Below are 14,409 nucleotides of genomic sequence, written 5' to 3' on the forward strand. Positions count from 1 at the left end.
CCGCGATGTACTTCACCGACCGCGGGATCGAGGAGCTCACCAAGCGACGGGGCGGCGAGGAGGTGACCCTCGACTGGCTCGCAGAGCGGTTGCAGGAGTTCACCGACCTCAACCCCGACTTCGAGACCGCGGTCGAGCGGTTCGCCACCTGGCTGGCCCGGCTCGACGACCCCGAGGACGACTGACCCGGTGGGCGCCAGGCGCGCCCGCGGGTCCTTCGACTCGCGGCCGGTGCGCCGGTTCGTCCCCAACGGGACCGCGACCGGGCAGTGGCCGGTCGGCGTGGCCGCTGTCGACCAGGTGCTCCGCGAGGGCTTCGAGGTGACCCCCGGGGTCACCTTGCTGTACGGCGAGAACGGGGCCGGCAAGTCGACCCTGGTCGAGGCGTTCGCGATGACGTTCGGCCTCTCCAGCGAGGGCGGCACGCCGTACGCCCAGCACAGCACCCGCCCCTCGGAGTCGCCGCTGCACGAGTGGCTCTCGATGGAGCGCTCGGCCGGCGGCAGCAAGTGGGGGTTCTTCCTGCGCGCCGAGTCGATGCACGGGCTCTACACCTACCTCGAGGACCACGGCGGCGGGGACCTGCACGCGATGAGCCACGGCGAGTCGTTCCTGACGCTGCTCCGTACCCGGTTCGACTCCCCCGGCTTCTACTGCCTCGACGAGCCCGAGGCCGCGCTCTCGTTCAGCGGCCAGATGGCGCTGTTGGGCACGATGCACGACCTGGCGGCCGCAGGAGCACAGCTCGTCTGCGCGACCCACTCGCCGCTGCTCGCCTCCCTTCCCGGGGCGCGGCTGCTCGAGGTGGGCGACTGGGGCATCCGCGAGACGACGTACGACGACCTCGAGCTGGTCGCGCACTGGCGCGACTACCTCGCCGAGCCGGGGCGCTATCTGCGCCACGTGCTCGCGGCCCCGGACGACTGACTAGCTCCTCGCCGCGGGGTTCCGCAACATCCCCGCGTGGACCAGCGACTCCGCCGGTCCGGCGAGGTCGACCATCTCCAGGGTGTTGCGCAGCTGCAGCCGGTTCAGGCAGCTGTGCTGGAACTCCGGGCGCAGCAGGTCGTAGCGTGCCACCGCCTCGGCCAGCTCGGGGTGGTCGACGGCGTGCTGCTCGATGCACTCGCGGACGGCCGCCCAGAACGACTCCTGCGGGAGCACGCCGTCCTCGTCGAGGATCCCGGCGAGGTGGCGCAGGAACCCGTCGAAGACGTCGGTGAGGATCGGCAGCGGCAGCTGCTCGTCGGGGATCCGGTGGCGGATCCGCTCCACCTCCGGCGGGAGCGGCTGGTCGCCGAGCACGGCGACCTCCTCGCCGATGTCCTTCATCAGCATCCGCACCGGGACCCCGTCGCGCAGCACCATGATCAGGTTCTCGCCGTGCGGCATGAACGCGAGGTCGTGGCGCAGCAGGCAGTGCACCAGCGGTCGCAGGTGCACCCGCAGATAGGTCTCCACCCATTCCCGGGCCGTCATCGCGGAGCGCTCCACCAGGCACGCGGCGTACGACGTGCCCTCGGCGTCGCGGTGCAGCAGCGCCGCCATCGTGGCCAGCTGCTCCCCCGGCTCGAGCCGGGTCACCGGGCTCTCCCGCCACAACGCGGCGAGCATCTTCTGGTACGGCGAGGTCTCGTCGAGCTCGTGGAACACGTCGCCGGTGTAGCCGATCGCGGCCCGCTCGCGCAGGACGCCGAAGCCGCACCGGCGCAGCGTGTGGTCGGCGGTGACCACGCCGGCGACCCAGTCGTTGATCGCGGGCGTCGCGGTCATGTACTTCGGGGAGAGCCCGCGCATGAACCCCATGTTCTGGATCGACAGCGCCGTCTTCACGTAGTGGCGGTCGGGACGGGAGACGTTGAAGAACGTGCGGATCGACTGCTGCGCCCGGTAGTCGTCCGGGCCGGTCCCGAGGTGGACCAGGTCCTCGCGCGCCAGGTCGGGTGCGAAGGTGATCGCCACCTTGTTGGTCCACTGCCACGGGTGCACCGGCAGCCACCGGTAGTCGGCCGGGTCGAGACCACGCTCGCGCAACCGCTCGCGGAAGTGCTCGTGCACCTCCGGGTCGAGCTCGTCCTCGTAGAGGGCGGTCTCGTCGATCCCCTCCCCGAGGCTCAGCCGGCTGGCCGAGCGGCGGCAGGCCAGCCACACCAGCCGGAGCGCGCACCCGGCCTCGGGGGCCCAGCGGACGTAGTCGTCGATGCCGAACCCGATCCGGCCGTTGTTGGCGACGAAGCCGGGGTGCCCCTCGGTCATCGCGCCCTCCACGTCCTGGTAGCCGGCGTCGAGCAGCTCCGCGGAGGTGGTGGCGTGGTGCTCGAGCTTCCAGGCGGTCGAGGCGAGGGTGCTCGCGATCTCCTCCAGATAGGTCGGCAGCAGCGCCGGCGGGATGCCGAGCACGTCGGCGAACTCCACGACGAGCTCCTGGGCGTCGAGGGGGACGGCCGTCCCGTCGCGCTCCCGCGACAGCGAGGCGCGGTCGAGCAGCCAGTGCTCCAGGGCGAGCTCGCGCGCCGCGAACCGGTAGCGCACCCGACCGTCAGGTGCCTCGACGACGTAGTGCTCACCGTCGCGCACCGGCTCGATGATCCGCTCGTGGGCGAACTCCGCGATCGCCTTCGCGACCAGGTCCCGCTGCGCGCGCACGAGGTTCGCGGGGGTCAGGTGGGCGGTGGCCAGAGTCATCGCAGGAGCCCCCTCTCGAGATCGGAGTCCTGGAAGGACTCACGGGTGGCCACGGACAGTGCGGCGGTCTTGGTCTCCAGCTCGACGTAGCGCAGCACGGTGAACCCGGCCGCCTCGTTGAGGGCGGCGATGGCCCGGTTGCGTACGTCGGGCTCGACGACCACCCGCCGTACGGCGGGGTCGGCGAGGCAGAACCGCATCACGAACCGCATCACCGCGCGGGTGAACCCGTGCTCAGGCTCGTCGGTGGGCGCGACGAGCAGGTGCATGCCCACGTCGCCCTCCTCGATCTCCGGGAGGCCTGCCAGCGGGCTGCGGGTGGCGTCGTAGCGCTCGACCAGGAACTGCGGACGACCGTCCGCCAGGCCGAGGAACGCCTCGTGGTGCTCGCTGGCGAGGATCCCGGCGTACTCCGTGGCCACCTCCGCAGGCTCGGCGTCCTGCATCTCCCAGTAGACCGACCGGGGGTGGGTGACCCAGGCGTGCAGCAGCTCGGTGTCGCGCCCGACGTCCAGGGGCGCCACGCGCAGGTCCCAGCTCGACGGGCTCGCCGGGCTCGCCGGCGCGTTCATCGGGCCCCCTCCAGCACGCGCAGGTGGTCGGGCACCCCGAAGTGCTGGAACGCGATCCGCTTCTCCACGGGGTAGACCTCGCGCCCCAGCATCGCCGCCAGCACCGTGGAGTTGCGGTGCGCTCCCATCCCGAGGTCCGGGGCGACGAACCCGTGGGTGTGCTCCTCGGCGTTCTGGACGAAGATCTCCGATCCCGCCAGGTCCACGGCGAAGGTCGCCGACGCGGCGAACCGGCCACGGTCGTCCCACCGGATCCGGTCGCGGACCGGGTCGAGGAACGCGGGCACCTCGTTGGCGTAGCCGGTGGCCAGCACCAGGCCCTCGGTGCGCAGCGCGAAGTCCTGGCCGGACTCCTGGTGGTGCAGCTCGAGCCGGTACGCCGACCCCTGCGACCGGGCCGCCGTCAGCTCTGACCCGGTCACCATCGTGGTGTCCACGCCACCGGCGACGCGCTTCTCGTAGAGCCGGTCGAAGATCTGGTCGACGAGGTCGGAGCTGATCCCCTTGTAGAGCCCCTTCTGCTCGCGCAGGAGGTCCTCGCGGGTGGGCTCGGGCAACGCCTGGAAGTAGGCGGTGTACTCCGGGGAGGTCATCTCCAGGGTGAGCTTGGTGTACTCCATCGGGAAGAACCGAGGTGACCTCGTCAGCCAGTTCAGGCTCTGGCCCGGCTCCAGGGAGTCGAGGAGGTCGAGGTAGACCTCGGCGGCGCTCTGGCCGCTGCCGACGACGGTGACCGAGCCCAGCCGGCGCAAGGTGTCGCGGTGCGCGAGGTAGTCGGCTGTGTGCAGCGCCACCCGGTCGGTCTCCCCCGCCCGGGCCGATTCCTCCACGAGCCGGCTCGCGACGTCCGGGACGACCGGGCTGGTCCCGACACCGAGCACGAGCCGCCGTCCGGCGTACACCTCGCCCGCGGTGGTGTGCACCAGGTAGGACCGGCCGTCGTGGGTCACGGAGTCGACGTGCTGCCCGAAGCGCAGCGAGGTCAGCCGGTCCGCGGCCCAGCGGCAGTAGTCGTTGTACTCCCGGCGCAGCGGGTAGAACGACTCGCGGATGTAGAACGAGTAGAGCCGCCCGGTGTCCTTGAGGAAGTTCAGGAAGCTGTACGGCGAGGTGGGGTCGGCCATCGTGACGAGGTCGGCCAGGAACGGCACCTGCAGGGTGGCGTCGTCGAGCATCATCCCGGGGTGCCAGTCGAACTCCGGGCGCGCCTCCAGGAAGACCCCGTCGAGGTCGAGCGGCTCGGCCAGGCAGGCCAGGCCGAGGTTGAACGGCCCGATGCCGACGGCGACGAAGTCGTGGACGTGCATCACGCCACCTCCGAGCCGGGCAGCACCCGGGCGCCGATCGCGCAGATCTCGTCGAGGATCCCGGTGATGTCCGCGACCGTGGCCATCGGGTTGAGCAGGGTGAGCTTGAGCCAGGTGGTGCCGTCCACGCTGGTCGCGGCGACCATGCCGTTGCCGCGCCGGTAGAGCTCCTCACGGACCCGGCGGTTCAGCTCGCCGAGCTCCTCGGCCGGCACCTCGAGCGGGCGGTAGCGGAACACCAGCGTGCTCAGCAGCGGAGGCACGTCCACCTCGATCTCGGACATCTCCAAGGTCGCGCGGTGCACCCGCTGGGTGAGGTCGATCGCCTGGTCGAAGTAGTCGCCGATGGCGTCAGGTCCCATGATCCGCAGGGCCATCCAGAGCTTGAGGGCGTCGAAGCGCCGCGTCGTCTGCAGGCTCTTGTCGACCTGGTTGGGGTCGGTGGACCCGGCGGGGTTCAGGTAGTCGGCGTGGTGGGTCAGGTGCCCCAGGGTCCGGGCGTCGCGCACGATCACCGCGCTCGCCGAGACCGGCAGGAACCACGTCTTGTGGAAGTCGACGGTCACCGAGTCGGCGAGCTCGATCCCGTCGAGCAGGTGCCGCCGGCGCCGCGAGGCCAGCAGCCCGCCGCCGTACGCCGCGTCGACGTGGAACCACACCCCCGCGCGCTCGCAAGCTCCTGCGATGCGGCGCAGCGGGTCGATCGCCCCGAAGTCAGTGGTGCCGGCCGTCGCGACCACGGCCATCGGGACCAGGCCCTGCTCGACGCACTGGTCGAGCTGCGCCTCGAGGTCGTCCACACGCATCCGGTGCTGCTCGTCGCAGGCCACCTTCAGCACCGCGTCGGGGGCCAGGCCGAGGAGCCGGGCCGCCTTGTCGACGCTGAAGTGGCCGTCCTCGGAGGCGAGGATCCGCAGCCGGTCCGAGGTCACGTCCTGGCCATCCGGGCCGGCACCCGTTCCCAGGGCGGTGTCCCGGGCCAGCAGCAGCGCCTGCAGGTTCGACTGGGTGCCGCCGCTGGTGAAGATGCCGTCTGCGCGGGTACCCACCCGGGACCGGTCCGGGTACGCCGAGGTCGGCAGCCCGATGCGGGCCGCCGTCCAGTCCACCAGGCGCCGCTCTACCTGGGTGGCCCCGACGCTCTGGTCGAAGGTGTCCATCGAGGAGTTCACCGAGGAGACGAAGAGCTCGGCGAGGAGAGCCGGGATCACCACCGGGCAGTTCAGGTGCGCCGCGTAGGTCGGCTCGTGGAACCACACCGCGTCGTCGAGCCAGACTCGGGAGAGCTCCCCGAGCGTGGCTCCGAGGTCCTCGGCCGGGACGTCGAGATCGATGTCGGCCACGGGTGCGGCCGCCTGGGCCGGAGTCGTGCCGGCGCTGGGCCCGCGCACCCGGCCCAGCGTGTCGGCGAGGTGGTGGGCACCGGCCGTGATCGAGGTGAGGTACTCCTCGATGTTGTCGGGATGGAACACGTGCTGCAGGGTCGAGGTGCGCACCCAGGTCCTCCTGGCTTCCGAGAAGAGCGAGTTAGGTAAGCCTTACCTTACTGATCTCGGTCGCGGTGTCGACCCACGTCTCACGTCAGGTACGTACGCCGCATCACGTCCAGGTCGTGACGCAGCCGCGCGTAGTCGGCGTCCCGGAGGGCGTCCGCCCCGGGCGGCTGCCCCGGCAGGTCGCGTGCGTGGCGGTGGCTGCGCTCGAGGAGCAGCAAGGGGACCCCGAGGAGGAGCAGCAGGAGCGCGAGTGCGAGGAAAGTGGTCATGGCAGTGACTTTGCTCCCGCCGGAATCCCGCCAACAGTGGCAGGAAAGTCGTCCACCATCGGTTTCCTGCCACACTCCTGCCATACTCGAGGTCATGCCCCTTTCTCGCGTCGCCCTGGTCGTCCCGCCCGGGCCGATGATGTTCGAGCTCGGCGTGGTCACCGAGATCTTCGGTGTCGACCGGACCGACGACGGTGTCCCCCCGATCGACTTCCGCGCCTGCTCCGAGCACCCGGGCGCTCCGCTGCAGCTGAGCAACGGGATCACGATGACGACCCCGCACGGCCTCGAGGCCGCCGAGGACGCCGACCTGGTGATCGCGACCGCCTACGACCTCTCCGCGCCACTCTCCGAGCCGCTGCTGGAGGTCTTCCGCCGTGCCCACGCACGCGGCGCCTGGGTGCTCTCCGTCTGCTCCGGTGCCTTCCTGCTGGGTGCGGCCGGTCTCCTGGACGGCCGCTCCTGCACCACGCACTGGCGCCACGCGGCCGACCTCGCGCGACTCTTCCCCTCTGCCACGGTCGACCCCGACGTCTTGTTCGTCGAGGACGACCGGGTGATCACCAGTGCCGGCACCGCTGCCGGCATCGATGCCTGCCTGCACCACGTCAGGTGCGAGCTCGGCGCCGCGGTGGCGACCCGGATCGCCCGCCGGATGGTGGTGCCCCCACAGCGCGACGGAGGGCAGCGCCAGTACATCGACCTCCCGGTGCCCACCTGTGAGGCCGACAGCCTGGCTCCGCTGCTGACCTGGATGCGGGAGCACCTCGCCGAGGAACAGCCTGTCCGGGCGCTGGCCGCCAGGGCCGCGATGTCCGAGCGCACCTTCGCACGGCGGTTCACAGCCGAGACCGGCACCACACCGGGCAAGTGGCTGCTGGCCCAGCGGCTGCACCACGCGCGGACCCTGCTGGAGAGCAGCGACCTCCCCATCGAGACGGTCGCGCAGCGGTCCGGATTCGGATCGGCGGCGCTGCTGCGCCACCACTTCGGGACGGCCGTGGGCGTGGCCCCGGCCGAGTACCGGCGTACGTTCCGGGCACCGGACCTCCGCGTCGGCTAGAACAGGTTCCCCCTAGAGTCTGCGCATGACCTATCCCCCCGCGCCGTGGAACATGCACGGCCAGCTCTGGTTGTCCCTGTTCCGCGTCCGCAAGGACGACCACCCCGACCGCCGGCCCGGGGTGTACGGCGTCGCACTGGTCTCCTACGAGACGCCGAGCCCGCTGACCTACTCCGAGCTCCTCGTCGCCCATGTCGTCAGCGAGGCCGGCGGCCGACGCGTCAACATCACCGACATCTGGGTCGACTCGCCCGACTCCATGGAGGGCGGCCGGGCACTGTGGGCGATCCCGAAGGACCTGTGCGACTTCGAGCAGACCACCAGTGGGGGCCGGGTGCAGCGCACGTCGTGGAGCACCAGCCTCGAGGGCACCCCGATCGCCTCGGCGCGGTTCACCGACGTCTCCCGCAACGTCCCGCGGGTCCCGTTCAAGGGATCCACCTGGCAGCAGCGTGCCGCCGACGAGCCCGGCGCCGACCGAGAGGTCGTCGCGCACATCAAGGGCAGCGCCAAGGCGTTCCCCGCCCACGGCACCTGGGACTTCAACGCCGCGGGGCCGCTCGCCTGGCTGGCAGGCAAGCGACCCCTCGCGTCGGCGCGGATGAGCGACTTTCAGATGTCCTTCGGCTGACCCTCGCCCGCCACCCGGCCCGCCGGGCCGGCGGAGAGCTCCGGCTCGTCGGGAACGGCGCGGATGTGGTCTCGACCGGCCTTGCGGACCGAGTCGCGGATCTCGAAGATCTCGGTCGCGAACCCACCCACGGTCCGGGCGATGTCGCCGACGGCCCCGGTGATGATGGTCGCGACGCTGCCGACGGCCTGGCTCGCTGCGGTGACACCGTCCTGCAACGCGTCCTTGCGGATCTCCGCCTTGCTGAGCCTGTCGTTCATCGGTCGGTTCACCATGCCCGGAAGTCTCTCAGGTTCGCTCTCACGCGGCCATGTCCTGCGACACCTTGGTCCCGTGCTCGGGGGCGTTGTTGCGGGCCCCGGGCAGCGCGAACCTGCAGATCTTCTTCGCGACGCTGAACAGCTGCTTGCCCAGGGGCCCGGTGTTGTAGTCGAGCCCGTAGCGCTGGCAGATCTCCCTGACCTCCTCGGCGATCTCGGGGTAGCGGCGCGCCGGCAGGTCGGGGAAGAGGTGGTGCTCGATCTGGTGCGAGAGGTTCCCGGTCATGATGTGGAACAGCTTGCCGCCGGTGATGTTGGCCGACCCGAGCAGCTGGCGGTAGTACCAGTGGCCGCGGGACTCGTCCTCGCACTCCTCCTCGGTGAAGGTCGCCACCCCGGCCGGGAAGTGGCCGCAGAAGATGATGTTGAAGGCCCACACGTTGCGGACGAGGTTCGCGGTCGCGTTGCCGGCGAAGGTCAGCGGGAACAGCGGACCGGTCAGCGCCGGGAACAGCACGTAGTCCTTGAGCGCCTGGTTGCGGACCTTGCGCAGCAGGCCCGGGTAGAGCGGCTTGTTGTCCTCGAGGGAGCGCTTGCCCTTGACGATGTTCTCGACCTCGAGGTCGTGCATCGCCACGCCCCACTCGAAGAAGATCATCAGCAGCGTCGCGTAGACCGGGTTGCCCAGGTAGTACGGGTGCCACTTCTGGTCCTCGTCCATCCGCAGGATCCCGTAGCCGATGTCACGGTCCTTGCCGAGGATGTTGGTGAAGGTGTGGTGGATGTAGTTGTGCGAGTACTTCCACTGGTCGCGGGGGCAGACGTTGTCCCAGTCGTACATCCGCGAGTTCAGGCCCGGGTCGCCCATCCAGTCGTACTGGCCGTGCATCACGTTGTGCCCGATCTCCATGTTGTCCAGGATCTTGGACACGCTCAGGGCGGCGACGGCGAGCGGCCAGGCCGGAGGCAGGTACATCAGGGCGCGTCCGGCGACCTCGAGCTGGCGCTGCTTCTTGACGATGCCGCGGATGTAGTCCGCGTCCTCGTCGCCGAGCTGGCCGATGATCCGCTGCCGGATCGCGTCGATCTCGTCGCCGAACGCCTCGATCTGCTCGGGCGTCAGCTTGTTGTCGGTCTTCGTGGGCGCCTGCTTGGTGGGCGCCTCGGTGGTGATGGTCATGTCGAATCCTTTCGGTGGGTCTGGGGTGTCGATCAGAGATCGATGGAGCAGCTGCCGACGGGGGCGGAGACGCAGACGCGGATCTCCTCGTCGGGCAGGGAGGACTCCTCGCCGGTGAGGACGTTGCGCACGGTGCCCTCGCTCTTGCGGGCGACGCAGGAGAAGCAGATCCCCATCCGGCAGCCGTACTCCGGGCTCAGGCCCTGCTCCTCGGCCTGCTCGAGCAACGAGGCACCTGAGTTGGGGGCGGTCGTCCCGCTGCGGGAGAAGGAGACCTCGCCGTCGGCGGAGTCACCGTCGACGGGTTGGCCTGTCGAGATCTTGAAGAACTCGGTGCGCAGCCGCGGCGAGTCGCCGTACGCCTCGGCGACCAGCGACATCATCGGTGCCGGCCCGCACGCCCAGGTGTCGGTGTCGCGGAAGTTCGGCACCAGCCTGGCCAGCGACTCCGCGGTGAAGTTCTCGCCGTAGCGCGTGTGCACGTCGATCCCGTTGTCCTGCCAGGCGATCCGGTTCAGCTCCTCGGCGAAGATCTGGTCCTCGCGGGAGCGGGCGTAGTGCAGGAACGTGACCTTCTTGCGGTTCGCCCTGCCGTCGTACCCGTCGCGGAGCAGGGTGCGGATCTGCGACATCACCGGGGTGATGCCGGAGCCGCCCGAGATCATCAGCAGCTCGTTGTTCGTCGGGGTCGCCGGGCTCTCGGTCAGGGTGAACCGACCCTCGGCCTGGCTCAGGTGCACGATCTCGCCCGGCTGGGCCTCGCACACCAGGAACTTGCTGACCCGCTGCTGTCCCGGGCGGACCTCCTCGTGGGCCCGCACGGTGATCGAGAACTGCTCGCCGGGGTTGGACTCGGCCGAGGAGATCGAGAAGCACCGCGTCGTACGCCGGGCCCCGTTGATCTCCACGCCGACCTGGACGTACTGGCCGGCCCGGTGACCGCGCCAGGTGCTGGTCGGCTGCAGGGTGATCGTGGCGACGGGGTTCTCCCCGTCGGTCTCGCGCTCGATCGAGACGATCCGGGCGCGAACCTCCGTGGCCGCCCACATCGGGTTGATCTGCTCGAGGTAGCGGTCCACGCTGTGCGGCGAGGTCAGCGCTGCCAGCGCTCGTGAGCCGAGGATGCGTTCGGTGATCGTCATGTCGCACGCCTCCGTGGAAGGTAGTTTGAGTGAACATGTGTTCACTCAAAAGTCTGCGGGCTACGACGACGAGGGTCAAGACAAGCGGCGCGTGACGCCCAACACCCCGGGCAACTGCCGCCTGAGATGGAGCACGACCGTCCACCCGGCGAGAAGACCAGTAGGGTCGAAGGCATGGAGAGCGCCGTCCACGCCGAGTCGCGCGGGGAGCGCAAGGAGCGCACCCGGCGCGCGCTGCTGGACGCGACCCTCGAGCTGTGCGAGGACAGCAGCTTGGTGGCGCTGTCGCTGCGCCAGGTGAGCAAGGCAGTCGGCATCGTGCCGACCGCGTTCTACCGCCACTTCGACTCCATCGAGGACCTCGGGCTCGCCCTCGTCGAGGAGTCCTTCGGGTCCCTGCGCGAGATGCTGCGCGACACCCGCCGCAGCGACCCGAACTACCAGGACATCATCGACAGCTCGGTGGACCTGCTGGTCGAGCACGTGCACTCCCAGCACGACCACTTCGCGTTCATCTTCCGCGAGAAGGTCGCGGGTCCCCCCGCCGTCCGTGCCGCCATCCGGCACCAGATCGAGCTCGTCGAGCGGGAGCTCGCCGCCGACCTCGCCCGGCTGACGGACCCGGCCTTCTGGTCCACCGAGGACCTGCGGGTGCTGTCGAACCTGATCGTGAACTCGATGATCGGCACCGCCGAGGCCATCCTGAGCGCCCGCCCGGGCGCCGACGCGGTGATCGCCGAGCAGGCGCGCACGCAGCTGCGGATGCTGCTGGTGGGCGCCCTGCACTGGCGCTCGGACCAGCCCCGCTGACCCGGTCGGCCGATCAGGGGCGATCGATCAGGGGCCGGGGCTCACCGTGAGGTCGGGGATGGTGGCGTCGCGCGGGAGGTCGAGCACGTGCAGGACGACGTCCGCGACGGTCCCGGGCTGGACCCAGTCCTGGGCGGCGTACTCCTTGCCCTCCTGCTCGTGCACCTTGCGCTGCATCGGGGTGGCCGTGCGGCCGGGGTAGACGCTGGTCACCCGGACCCCGTTCTCGAGCTCCTCGGCCCGCAGCGAGTCGGCGAGCGCGCGCAGGCCGTGCTTGGAGGCCGCGTAGGCGGCCCACTGCGGGTTGGCGCGCAGGCCGGCCCCGGAGTTGAGGAAGACCACAGTCCCGCGACTGGCGCGCAGCGCGGGCAGGGCGAGCCGGGTGAGCACGGCGGGCGCGAGCAGGTTGACGTCGAGCTGGGCGCGCCACTGCGCGACGCTCAGCTCCTCGACCCGGCCGAGGTCCACGCCACCGGCCGCGTGCACCACCGAGTCCAGCTCCGCCGGCAGCGTGAGCCCCTCGATCGACTCCGGGTCGGCGAGGTCGGCGACGCCCACCGTCGCTCCCGGGTAGCGGTCGGCGAGCGCGTCGGCGCGCTCCTGCGAGCGGGCCACCAGGACGAGCGTGTCGCCGCGGTCCCGCAGGGCGTCGGCGATCACCTCACCGATGCCGGATCCGGCACCGGTGAGCAGGTGGGTGCTCATCAGCGGGTGAAAACGATCTTGCCGAAGACGTCGCCCTCCGCCATCGCAGCGAAGCCGTCCTTGGCCTTCTCCATCGGCAGGGTGCGGTCGATCAGCGGCCGGGCACCGCTGGAGTCCAGCAGGTTGACCAGGGAGGCGAGCTCGTCACTGGTGCCCATGGTGGAGCCGATCACGCGCAGCTGGAGGAAGAAGATCCGGGTGAGCTCGGCGTCGTCGAGCTTCGGGCCCGAGGTGGTCCCGGAGATGACGATCGCGCCGCCCGGGCGCAGGGCCCGGATGGAGTGCGACCAGGTGGCCTTGCCGACTGTCTCCATCACCGCGTCCACCTTCATCGGCAGCCGGGCACCGGACTCGAAGACCTCGTGGGCACCGAGCTCGAGGGCCTTGGCGCGCTTGCCCTCGTCACGGCTGGTCGCGAAGACGCGCAGCCCGCCGGCCCTGGCCAGGGTGATCAGGGCGGTGGCGACCCCGCCGCCGGCGCCCTGGACCAGCACGCTGTCGCCGGCCTTGAGGCCGCCCTGGGTGAAGAGCATCCGGTACGCCGTGAGCCACGCGGTCGGCAGGCAGGCCGCCTCCTCGAAGGAGAGCGACTCGGGCTTGGCGATCACGTTGCGCCGCGGCACCGCCACCAAGTCGCCGAAGGTGCCCGGGTGCCGCTCGCTGAGCAGCGACCGCTTCGGGTCGAGGGTCTGGTCACCGGTCCACGCCGGGTCGCTGATCACCGCGTGCACGACGACCTCGTTGCCGTCCTCGTCGAGACCGGCGGCGTCGCAGCCGAGGATCATCGGCAGCGCGTCCTCCTTCAGCCCGACCCCGCGCAACGACCACAGGTCGTGGTGGTTCAGCGAGGCCGCCTTGACGGTGACCGTGGTCCACCCGTCGGGCACCTCGGGCTCGGGTCGCTCCCCGAGGACGAGGCCGTCGAGCGGGTTGTCGGTGGAGAAGGACTCTGCGTAGACAGCGAACATGCACCGACCCTAGCGGCGAACACTCAGCGCTTGGCAACCCCGTCGCGCCGCGCAGCCTCCGCCACGGCCGCTGCAACGGCCGGTCCGACCCTGGGGTCGAAGGGCGAGGGGATGATCAGGTCCTCGCGGAGCTCGTCGGCGACGATCGCCGCCAGCGCGTCGGCTGCCGCCAGCTTCATCCCCTCGGTGATCGCGCGGGCCCGGGCGTCGAAGGCACCACGGAAGATCCCCGGGAACGCGAGCACGTTGTTGATCTGGTTCGGGAAGTCGGAGCGTCCCGTGGCCACGATCCGTGCGTGCCGGTGGGCCACCTCGGGGTGCACCTCCGGCATCGGGTTGGCGAGCCCGAAGATGATCGCGTCCGGCGCCATCGTCGCGACGATCTCCTCGGGCACCGTGCCGCCCGAGAGACCGATGTAGACGTCGGCACCGGCCATCACGTCGGCGAGCGAGCCGGTGCGGCCGGTGAGGTCGGCGGTGATCGCGGCGAGCGCGAGCTTGGAGTCGTTGAGCGGGCCGCGCGCCGAGGCGAGCACGCCGGACCGGTCCAGGACCGAGACGTCCTTGAGGCCCGCGGCGAGCAGGATCCGCGTCACGGCGACGCCCGCGGCGCCGGCCCCGGAGACGACGACCCGCGTGGTCTCCATCAGCCGGCCGGTCAGGCGCAGTGCGTTCTCCAGCGCGGCGAGCACCACGACCGCCGTACCGTGCTGGTCGTCGTGGAAGACGGGGATGTCGAGGCGCTGCTTGAGCCGCTCCTCGATCTCGAAGCACCGCGGTGCCGAGATGTCCTCGAGGTTGATCCCGCCGAAGCTCGGGGCGAGCCGGACCACGGTCTCCACGATCTCGTCCACGTCGACGGTGTCCAGGCAGATCGGCACGGCGTCGACGCCACCGAACTGCTTGAACAGCACGGCCTTGCCCTCCATCACCGGCATCGCGGCGCGCGGGCCGATGTCACCGAGACCCAGGACCGCGGTCCCGTCGGTGACCACGGCCACGGTGTTCGGGACCCAGGTGTAGTCGTCGGTGAGGCTGGGGTCGGCGGCGATCGCCTCGCACACCCGGGCCACGCCGGGGGTGTAGGCCAGCGAGAGGTCCTCGGGGCCGTTGAGGGCCACCCGGGAGGCGACCTCCATCTTGCCGCCGAGGTGCAGGGCGAAGACGGGGTCCTGGCGGCGGGCCTCGTCGAGATCAGAGCGGTGTTCGGGAGCAACCATGGACAGCATTCCTTGGGCGGAGGGGCGAATAGGGGTGGTGTGGGCTGGCCGGGGCGAGTCGACGCGGGCAGGTGTGAGGCCGCGGAATCGCAACGGTGCGC

16 protein-coding genes are annotated in these 14,409 nt (G+C 70.7%); 5 read left to right on the forward strand and 11 right to left on the reverse strand.

Annotated features, from left to right (window positions below; all coding sequences use genetic code 11):
• The first annotated feature begins 5 nt into the window (after positions 1-5).
• Together AC4BGC_RS13245 and AC4BGC_RS13250 are read left to right on the forward strand one after the other, a co-directional pair.
• On the forward strand, positions 6-185 hold the full coding sequence (locus tag AC4BGC_RS13245; RefSeq protein WP_490547953.1) for a DUF6104 family protein: 180 nt from the start codon (positions 6-8) through the stop codon (positions 183-185).
• A 4-nt stretch (positions 186-189) separates the two neighbouring features.
• Positions 190-927 carry an AAA family ATPase gene (locus AC4BGC_RS13250; protein WP_490556204.1) on the forward strand — a complete coding sequence of 246 codons (738 nt, stop codon included), beginning with the start codon at positions 190-192 and terminating at the stop codon, positions 925-927.
• On the opposite strand, the gene AC4BGC_RS13255 is transcribed toward AC4BGC_RS13250, so the two are convergent.
• The 5 genes from AC4BGC_RS13255 to AC4BGC_RS13275 all read right to left on the reverse strand — a co-directional run bounded on the left by AC4BGC_RS13255 (position 928) and on the right by AC4BGC_RS13275 (position 6,329).
• On the reverse strand, positions 928-2,685 hold the full coding sequence (locus AC4BGC_RS13255) for an IucA/IucC family protein (protein WP_490556205.1): 1,758 nt from the start codon (positions 2,683-2,685) through the stop codon (positions 928-930). It abuts the gene before it with no gap.
• Positions 2,682-3,257, reverse strand: a complete 576-nt coding sequence (locus AC4BGC_RS13260) for a GNAT family N-acetyltransferase (RefSeq protein ID WP_490556206.1) — start codon at positions 3,255-3,257, stop codon at positions 2,682-2,684. The genes AC4BGC_RS13255 and AC4BGC_RS13260 overlap by 4 nt, the downstream gene beginning before the upstream one ends.
• Positions 3,254-4,564 carry a lysine N(6)-hydroxylase/L-ornithine N(5)-oxygenase family protein gene (locus AC4BGC_RS13265; RefSeq protein WP_490556207.1) on the reverse strand — a complete coding sequence of 437 codons (1,311 nt, stop codon included), beginning with the start codon at positions 4,562-4,564 and terminating at the stop codon, positions 3,254-3,256. The genes AC4BGC_RS13260 and AC4BGC_RS13265 overlap by 4 nt, the downstream gene beginning before the upstream one ends.
• Complete coding sequence (locus AC4BGC_RS13270; RefSeq protein WP_490556208.1) at positions 4,564-6,060, reverse strand: pyridoxal phosphate-dependent decarboxylase family protein; 1,497 nt, start codon at positions 6,058-6,060, stop codon at positions 4,564-4,566. Before AC4BGC_RS13270 ends, AC4BGC_RS13265 begins: the two co-directional genes overlap by 1 nt.
• Before the next feature lie 80 nt (positions 6,061-6,140).
• Entirely contained in the window at positions 6,141-6,329 is a 189-nt protein-coding gene (locus tag AC4BGC_RS13275; protein ID WP_490547947.1) for a hypothetical protein, read from the reverse strand.
• A 94-nt stretch (positions 6,330-6,423) separates the two neighbouring features.
• Here AC4BGC_RS13275 and AC4BGC_RS13280 point away from each other — a divergent pair, with 94 nt between their 5' ends.
• Positions 6,424-7,392: a helix-turn-helix domain-containing protein gene (locus AC4BGC_RS13280; RefSeq protein ID WP_490556209.1), complete on the forward strand. Its 969-nt coding sequence runs from the start codon at positions 6,424-6,426 to the stop codon at positions 7,390-7,392.
• Positions 7,393-7,417: 25 nt separating this feature from the next.
• Positions 7,418-8,023, forward strand: coding sequence for an acetoacetate decarboxylase family protein (locus tag AC4BGC_RS13285; RefSeq protein ID WP_490547944.1), 606 nt, complete (start codon positions 7,418-7,420; stop codon positions 8,021-8,023).
• Here AC4BGC_RS13285 and AC4BGC_RS13290 read toward each other — a convergent pair.
• From AC4BGC_RS13290 to AC4BGC_RS13300, 3 genes are read right to left on the reverse strand one after another with little or no spacing between them, the layout of a single operon-like run.
• Positions 8,005-8,298: a hypothetical protein gene (locus AC4BGC_RS13290; protein ID WP_490547943.1), complete on the reverse strand. Its 294-nt coding sequence runs from the start codon at positions 8,296-8,298 to the stop codon at positions 8,005-8,007. The two genes, AC4BGC_RS13285 and AC4BGC_RS13290, sit on opposite strands and share 19 nt — an antisense overlap.
• Before the next feature lie 25 nt (positions 8,299-8,323).
• The gene (locus AC4BGC_RS13295) at positions 8,324-9,463 is read right to left on the reverse strand and encodes a fatty acid desaturase family protein (protein ID WP_490556210.1); all 1,140 of its coding nucleotides are present in this window, start codon (positions 9,461-9,463) and stop codon (positions 8,324-8,326) included.
• A gap of 32 nt (positions 9,464-9,495) precedes the next feature.
• Positions 9,496-10,605: a ferredoxin reductase gene (locus tag AC4BGC_RS13300; protein WP_490556211.1), complete on the reverse strand. Its 1,110-nt coding sequence runs from the start codon at positions 10,603-10,605 to the stop codon at positions 9,496-9,498.
• Between the two features lie 174 nt (positions 10,606-10,779).
• On the opposite strand from AC4BGC_RS13300, the gene AC4BGC_RS13305 reads away from it, so the two are divergent.
• A complete protein-coding gene (locus AC4BGC_RS13305) occupies positions 10,780-11,415 on the forward strand; it encodes a TetR family transcriptional regulator (RefSeq protein ID WP_490556212.1) in 636 nt (211 codons plus the stop codon).
• Between the two features lie 27 nt (positions 11,416-11,442).
• On the opposite strand, the gene AC4BGC_RS13310 is transcribed toward AC4BGC_RS13305, so the two are convergent.
• From AC4BGC_RS13310 to AC4BGC_RS13320, 3 genes are read right to left on the reverse strand one after another with little or no spacing between them, the layout of a single operon-like run.
• Positions 11,443-12,120 carry an SDR family oxidoreductase gene (locus AC4BGC_RS13310; RefSeq protein WP_490556213.1) on the reverse strand — a complete coding sequence of 226 codons (678 nt, stop codon included), beginning with the start codon at positions 12,118-12,120 and terminating at the stop codon, positions 11,443-11,445.
• Complete coding sequence (locus AC4BGC_RS13315) at positions 12,120-13,088, reverse strand: zinc-binding dehydrogenase (RefSeq protein ID WP_490547937.1); 969 nt, start codon at positions 13,086-13,088, stop codon at positions 12,120-12,122. Before AC4BGC_RS13315 ends, AC4BGC_RS13310 begins: the two co-directional genes overlap by 1 nt.
• Before the next feature lie 23 nt (positions 13,089-13,111).
• A complete protein-coding gene (locus AC4BGC_RS13320; protein ID WP_490556214.1) occupies positions 13,112-14,308 on the reverse strand; it encodes an NAD(P)-dependent malic enzyme in 1,197 nt (398 codons plus the stop codon).
• Positions 14,309-14,409: the final 101 nt, after the last annotated feature.

The organism is Nocardioides sp. Z38_18 (assembly GCF_058215695.1).

Bases quoted from the DNA above. Each gene is read 5' to 3' on its own strand.
- AC4BGC_RS13245 (WP_490547953.1), top strand. From the start codon at position 6: ATGTACTTCACCGACCGCGGGATCGAGGAGCTCACCAAGCGACGGGGC.
- AC4BGC_RS13255 (WP_490556205.1), bottom strand. From the start codon at position 2,685: ATGACTCTGGCCACCGCCCACCTGACCCCCGCGAACCTCGTGCGCGCG.
- AC4BGC_RS13260 (WP_490556206.1), bottom strand. From the start codon at position 3,257: ATGAACGCGCCGGCGAGCCCGGCGAGCCCGTCGAGCTGGGACCTGCGC.
- AC4BGC_RS13265 (WP_490556207.1), bottom strand. From the start codon at position 4,564: ATGCACGTCCACGACTTCGTCGCCGTCGGCATCGGGCCGTTCAACCTC.
- AC4BGC_RS13275 (WP_490547947.1), bottom strand. From the start codon at position 6,329: ATGACCACTTTCCTCGCACTCGCGCTCCTGCTGCTCCTCCTCGGGGTC.
- AC4BGC_RS13280 (WP_490556209.1), top strand. From the start codon at position 6,424: ATGCCCCTTTCTCGCGTCGCCCTGGTCGTCCCGCCCGGGCCGATGATG.
- AC4BGC_RS13285 (WP_490547944.1), top strand. From the start codon at position 7,418: ATGACCTATCCCCCCGCGCCGTGGAACATGCACGGCCAGCTCTGGTTG.
- AC4BGC_RS13290 (WP_490547943.1), bottom strand. From the start codon at position 8,298: ATGGTGAACCGACCGATGAACGACAGGCTCAGCAAGGCGGAGATCCGC.
- AC4BGC_RS13295 (WP_490556210.1), bottom strand. From the start codon at position 9,463: ATGACCATCACCACCGAGGCGCCCACCAAGCAGGCGCCCACGAAGACC.
- AC4BGC_RS13300 (WP_490556211.1), bottom strand. From the start codon at position 10,605: ATGACGATCACCGAACGCATCCTCGGCTCACGAGCGCTGGCAGCGCTG.
- AC4BGC_RS13305 (WP_490556212.1), top strand. From the start codon at position 10,780: ATGGAGAGCGCCGTCCACGCCGAGTCGCGCGGGGAGCGCAAGGAGCGC.
- AC4BGC_RS13310 (WP_490556213.1), bottom strand. From the start codon at position 12,120: ATGAGCACCCACCTGCTCACCGGTGCCGGATCCGGCATCGGTGAGGTG.
- AC4BGC_RS13315 (WP_490547937.1), bottom strand. From the start codon at position 13,088: ATGTTCGCTGTCTACGCAGAGTCCTTCTCCACCGACAACCCGCTCGAC.
- AC4BGC_RS13320 (WP_490556214.1), bottom strand. From the start codon at position 14,308: ATGGTTGCTCCCGAACACCGCTCTGATCTCGACGAGGCCCGCCGCCAG.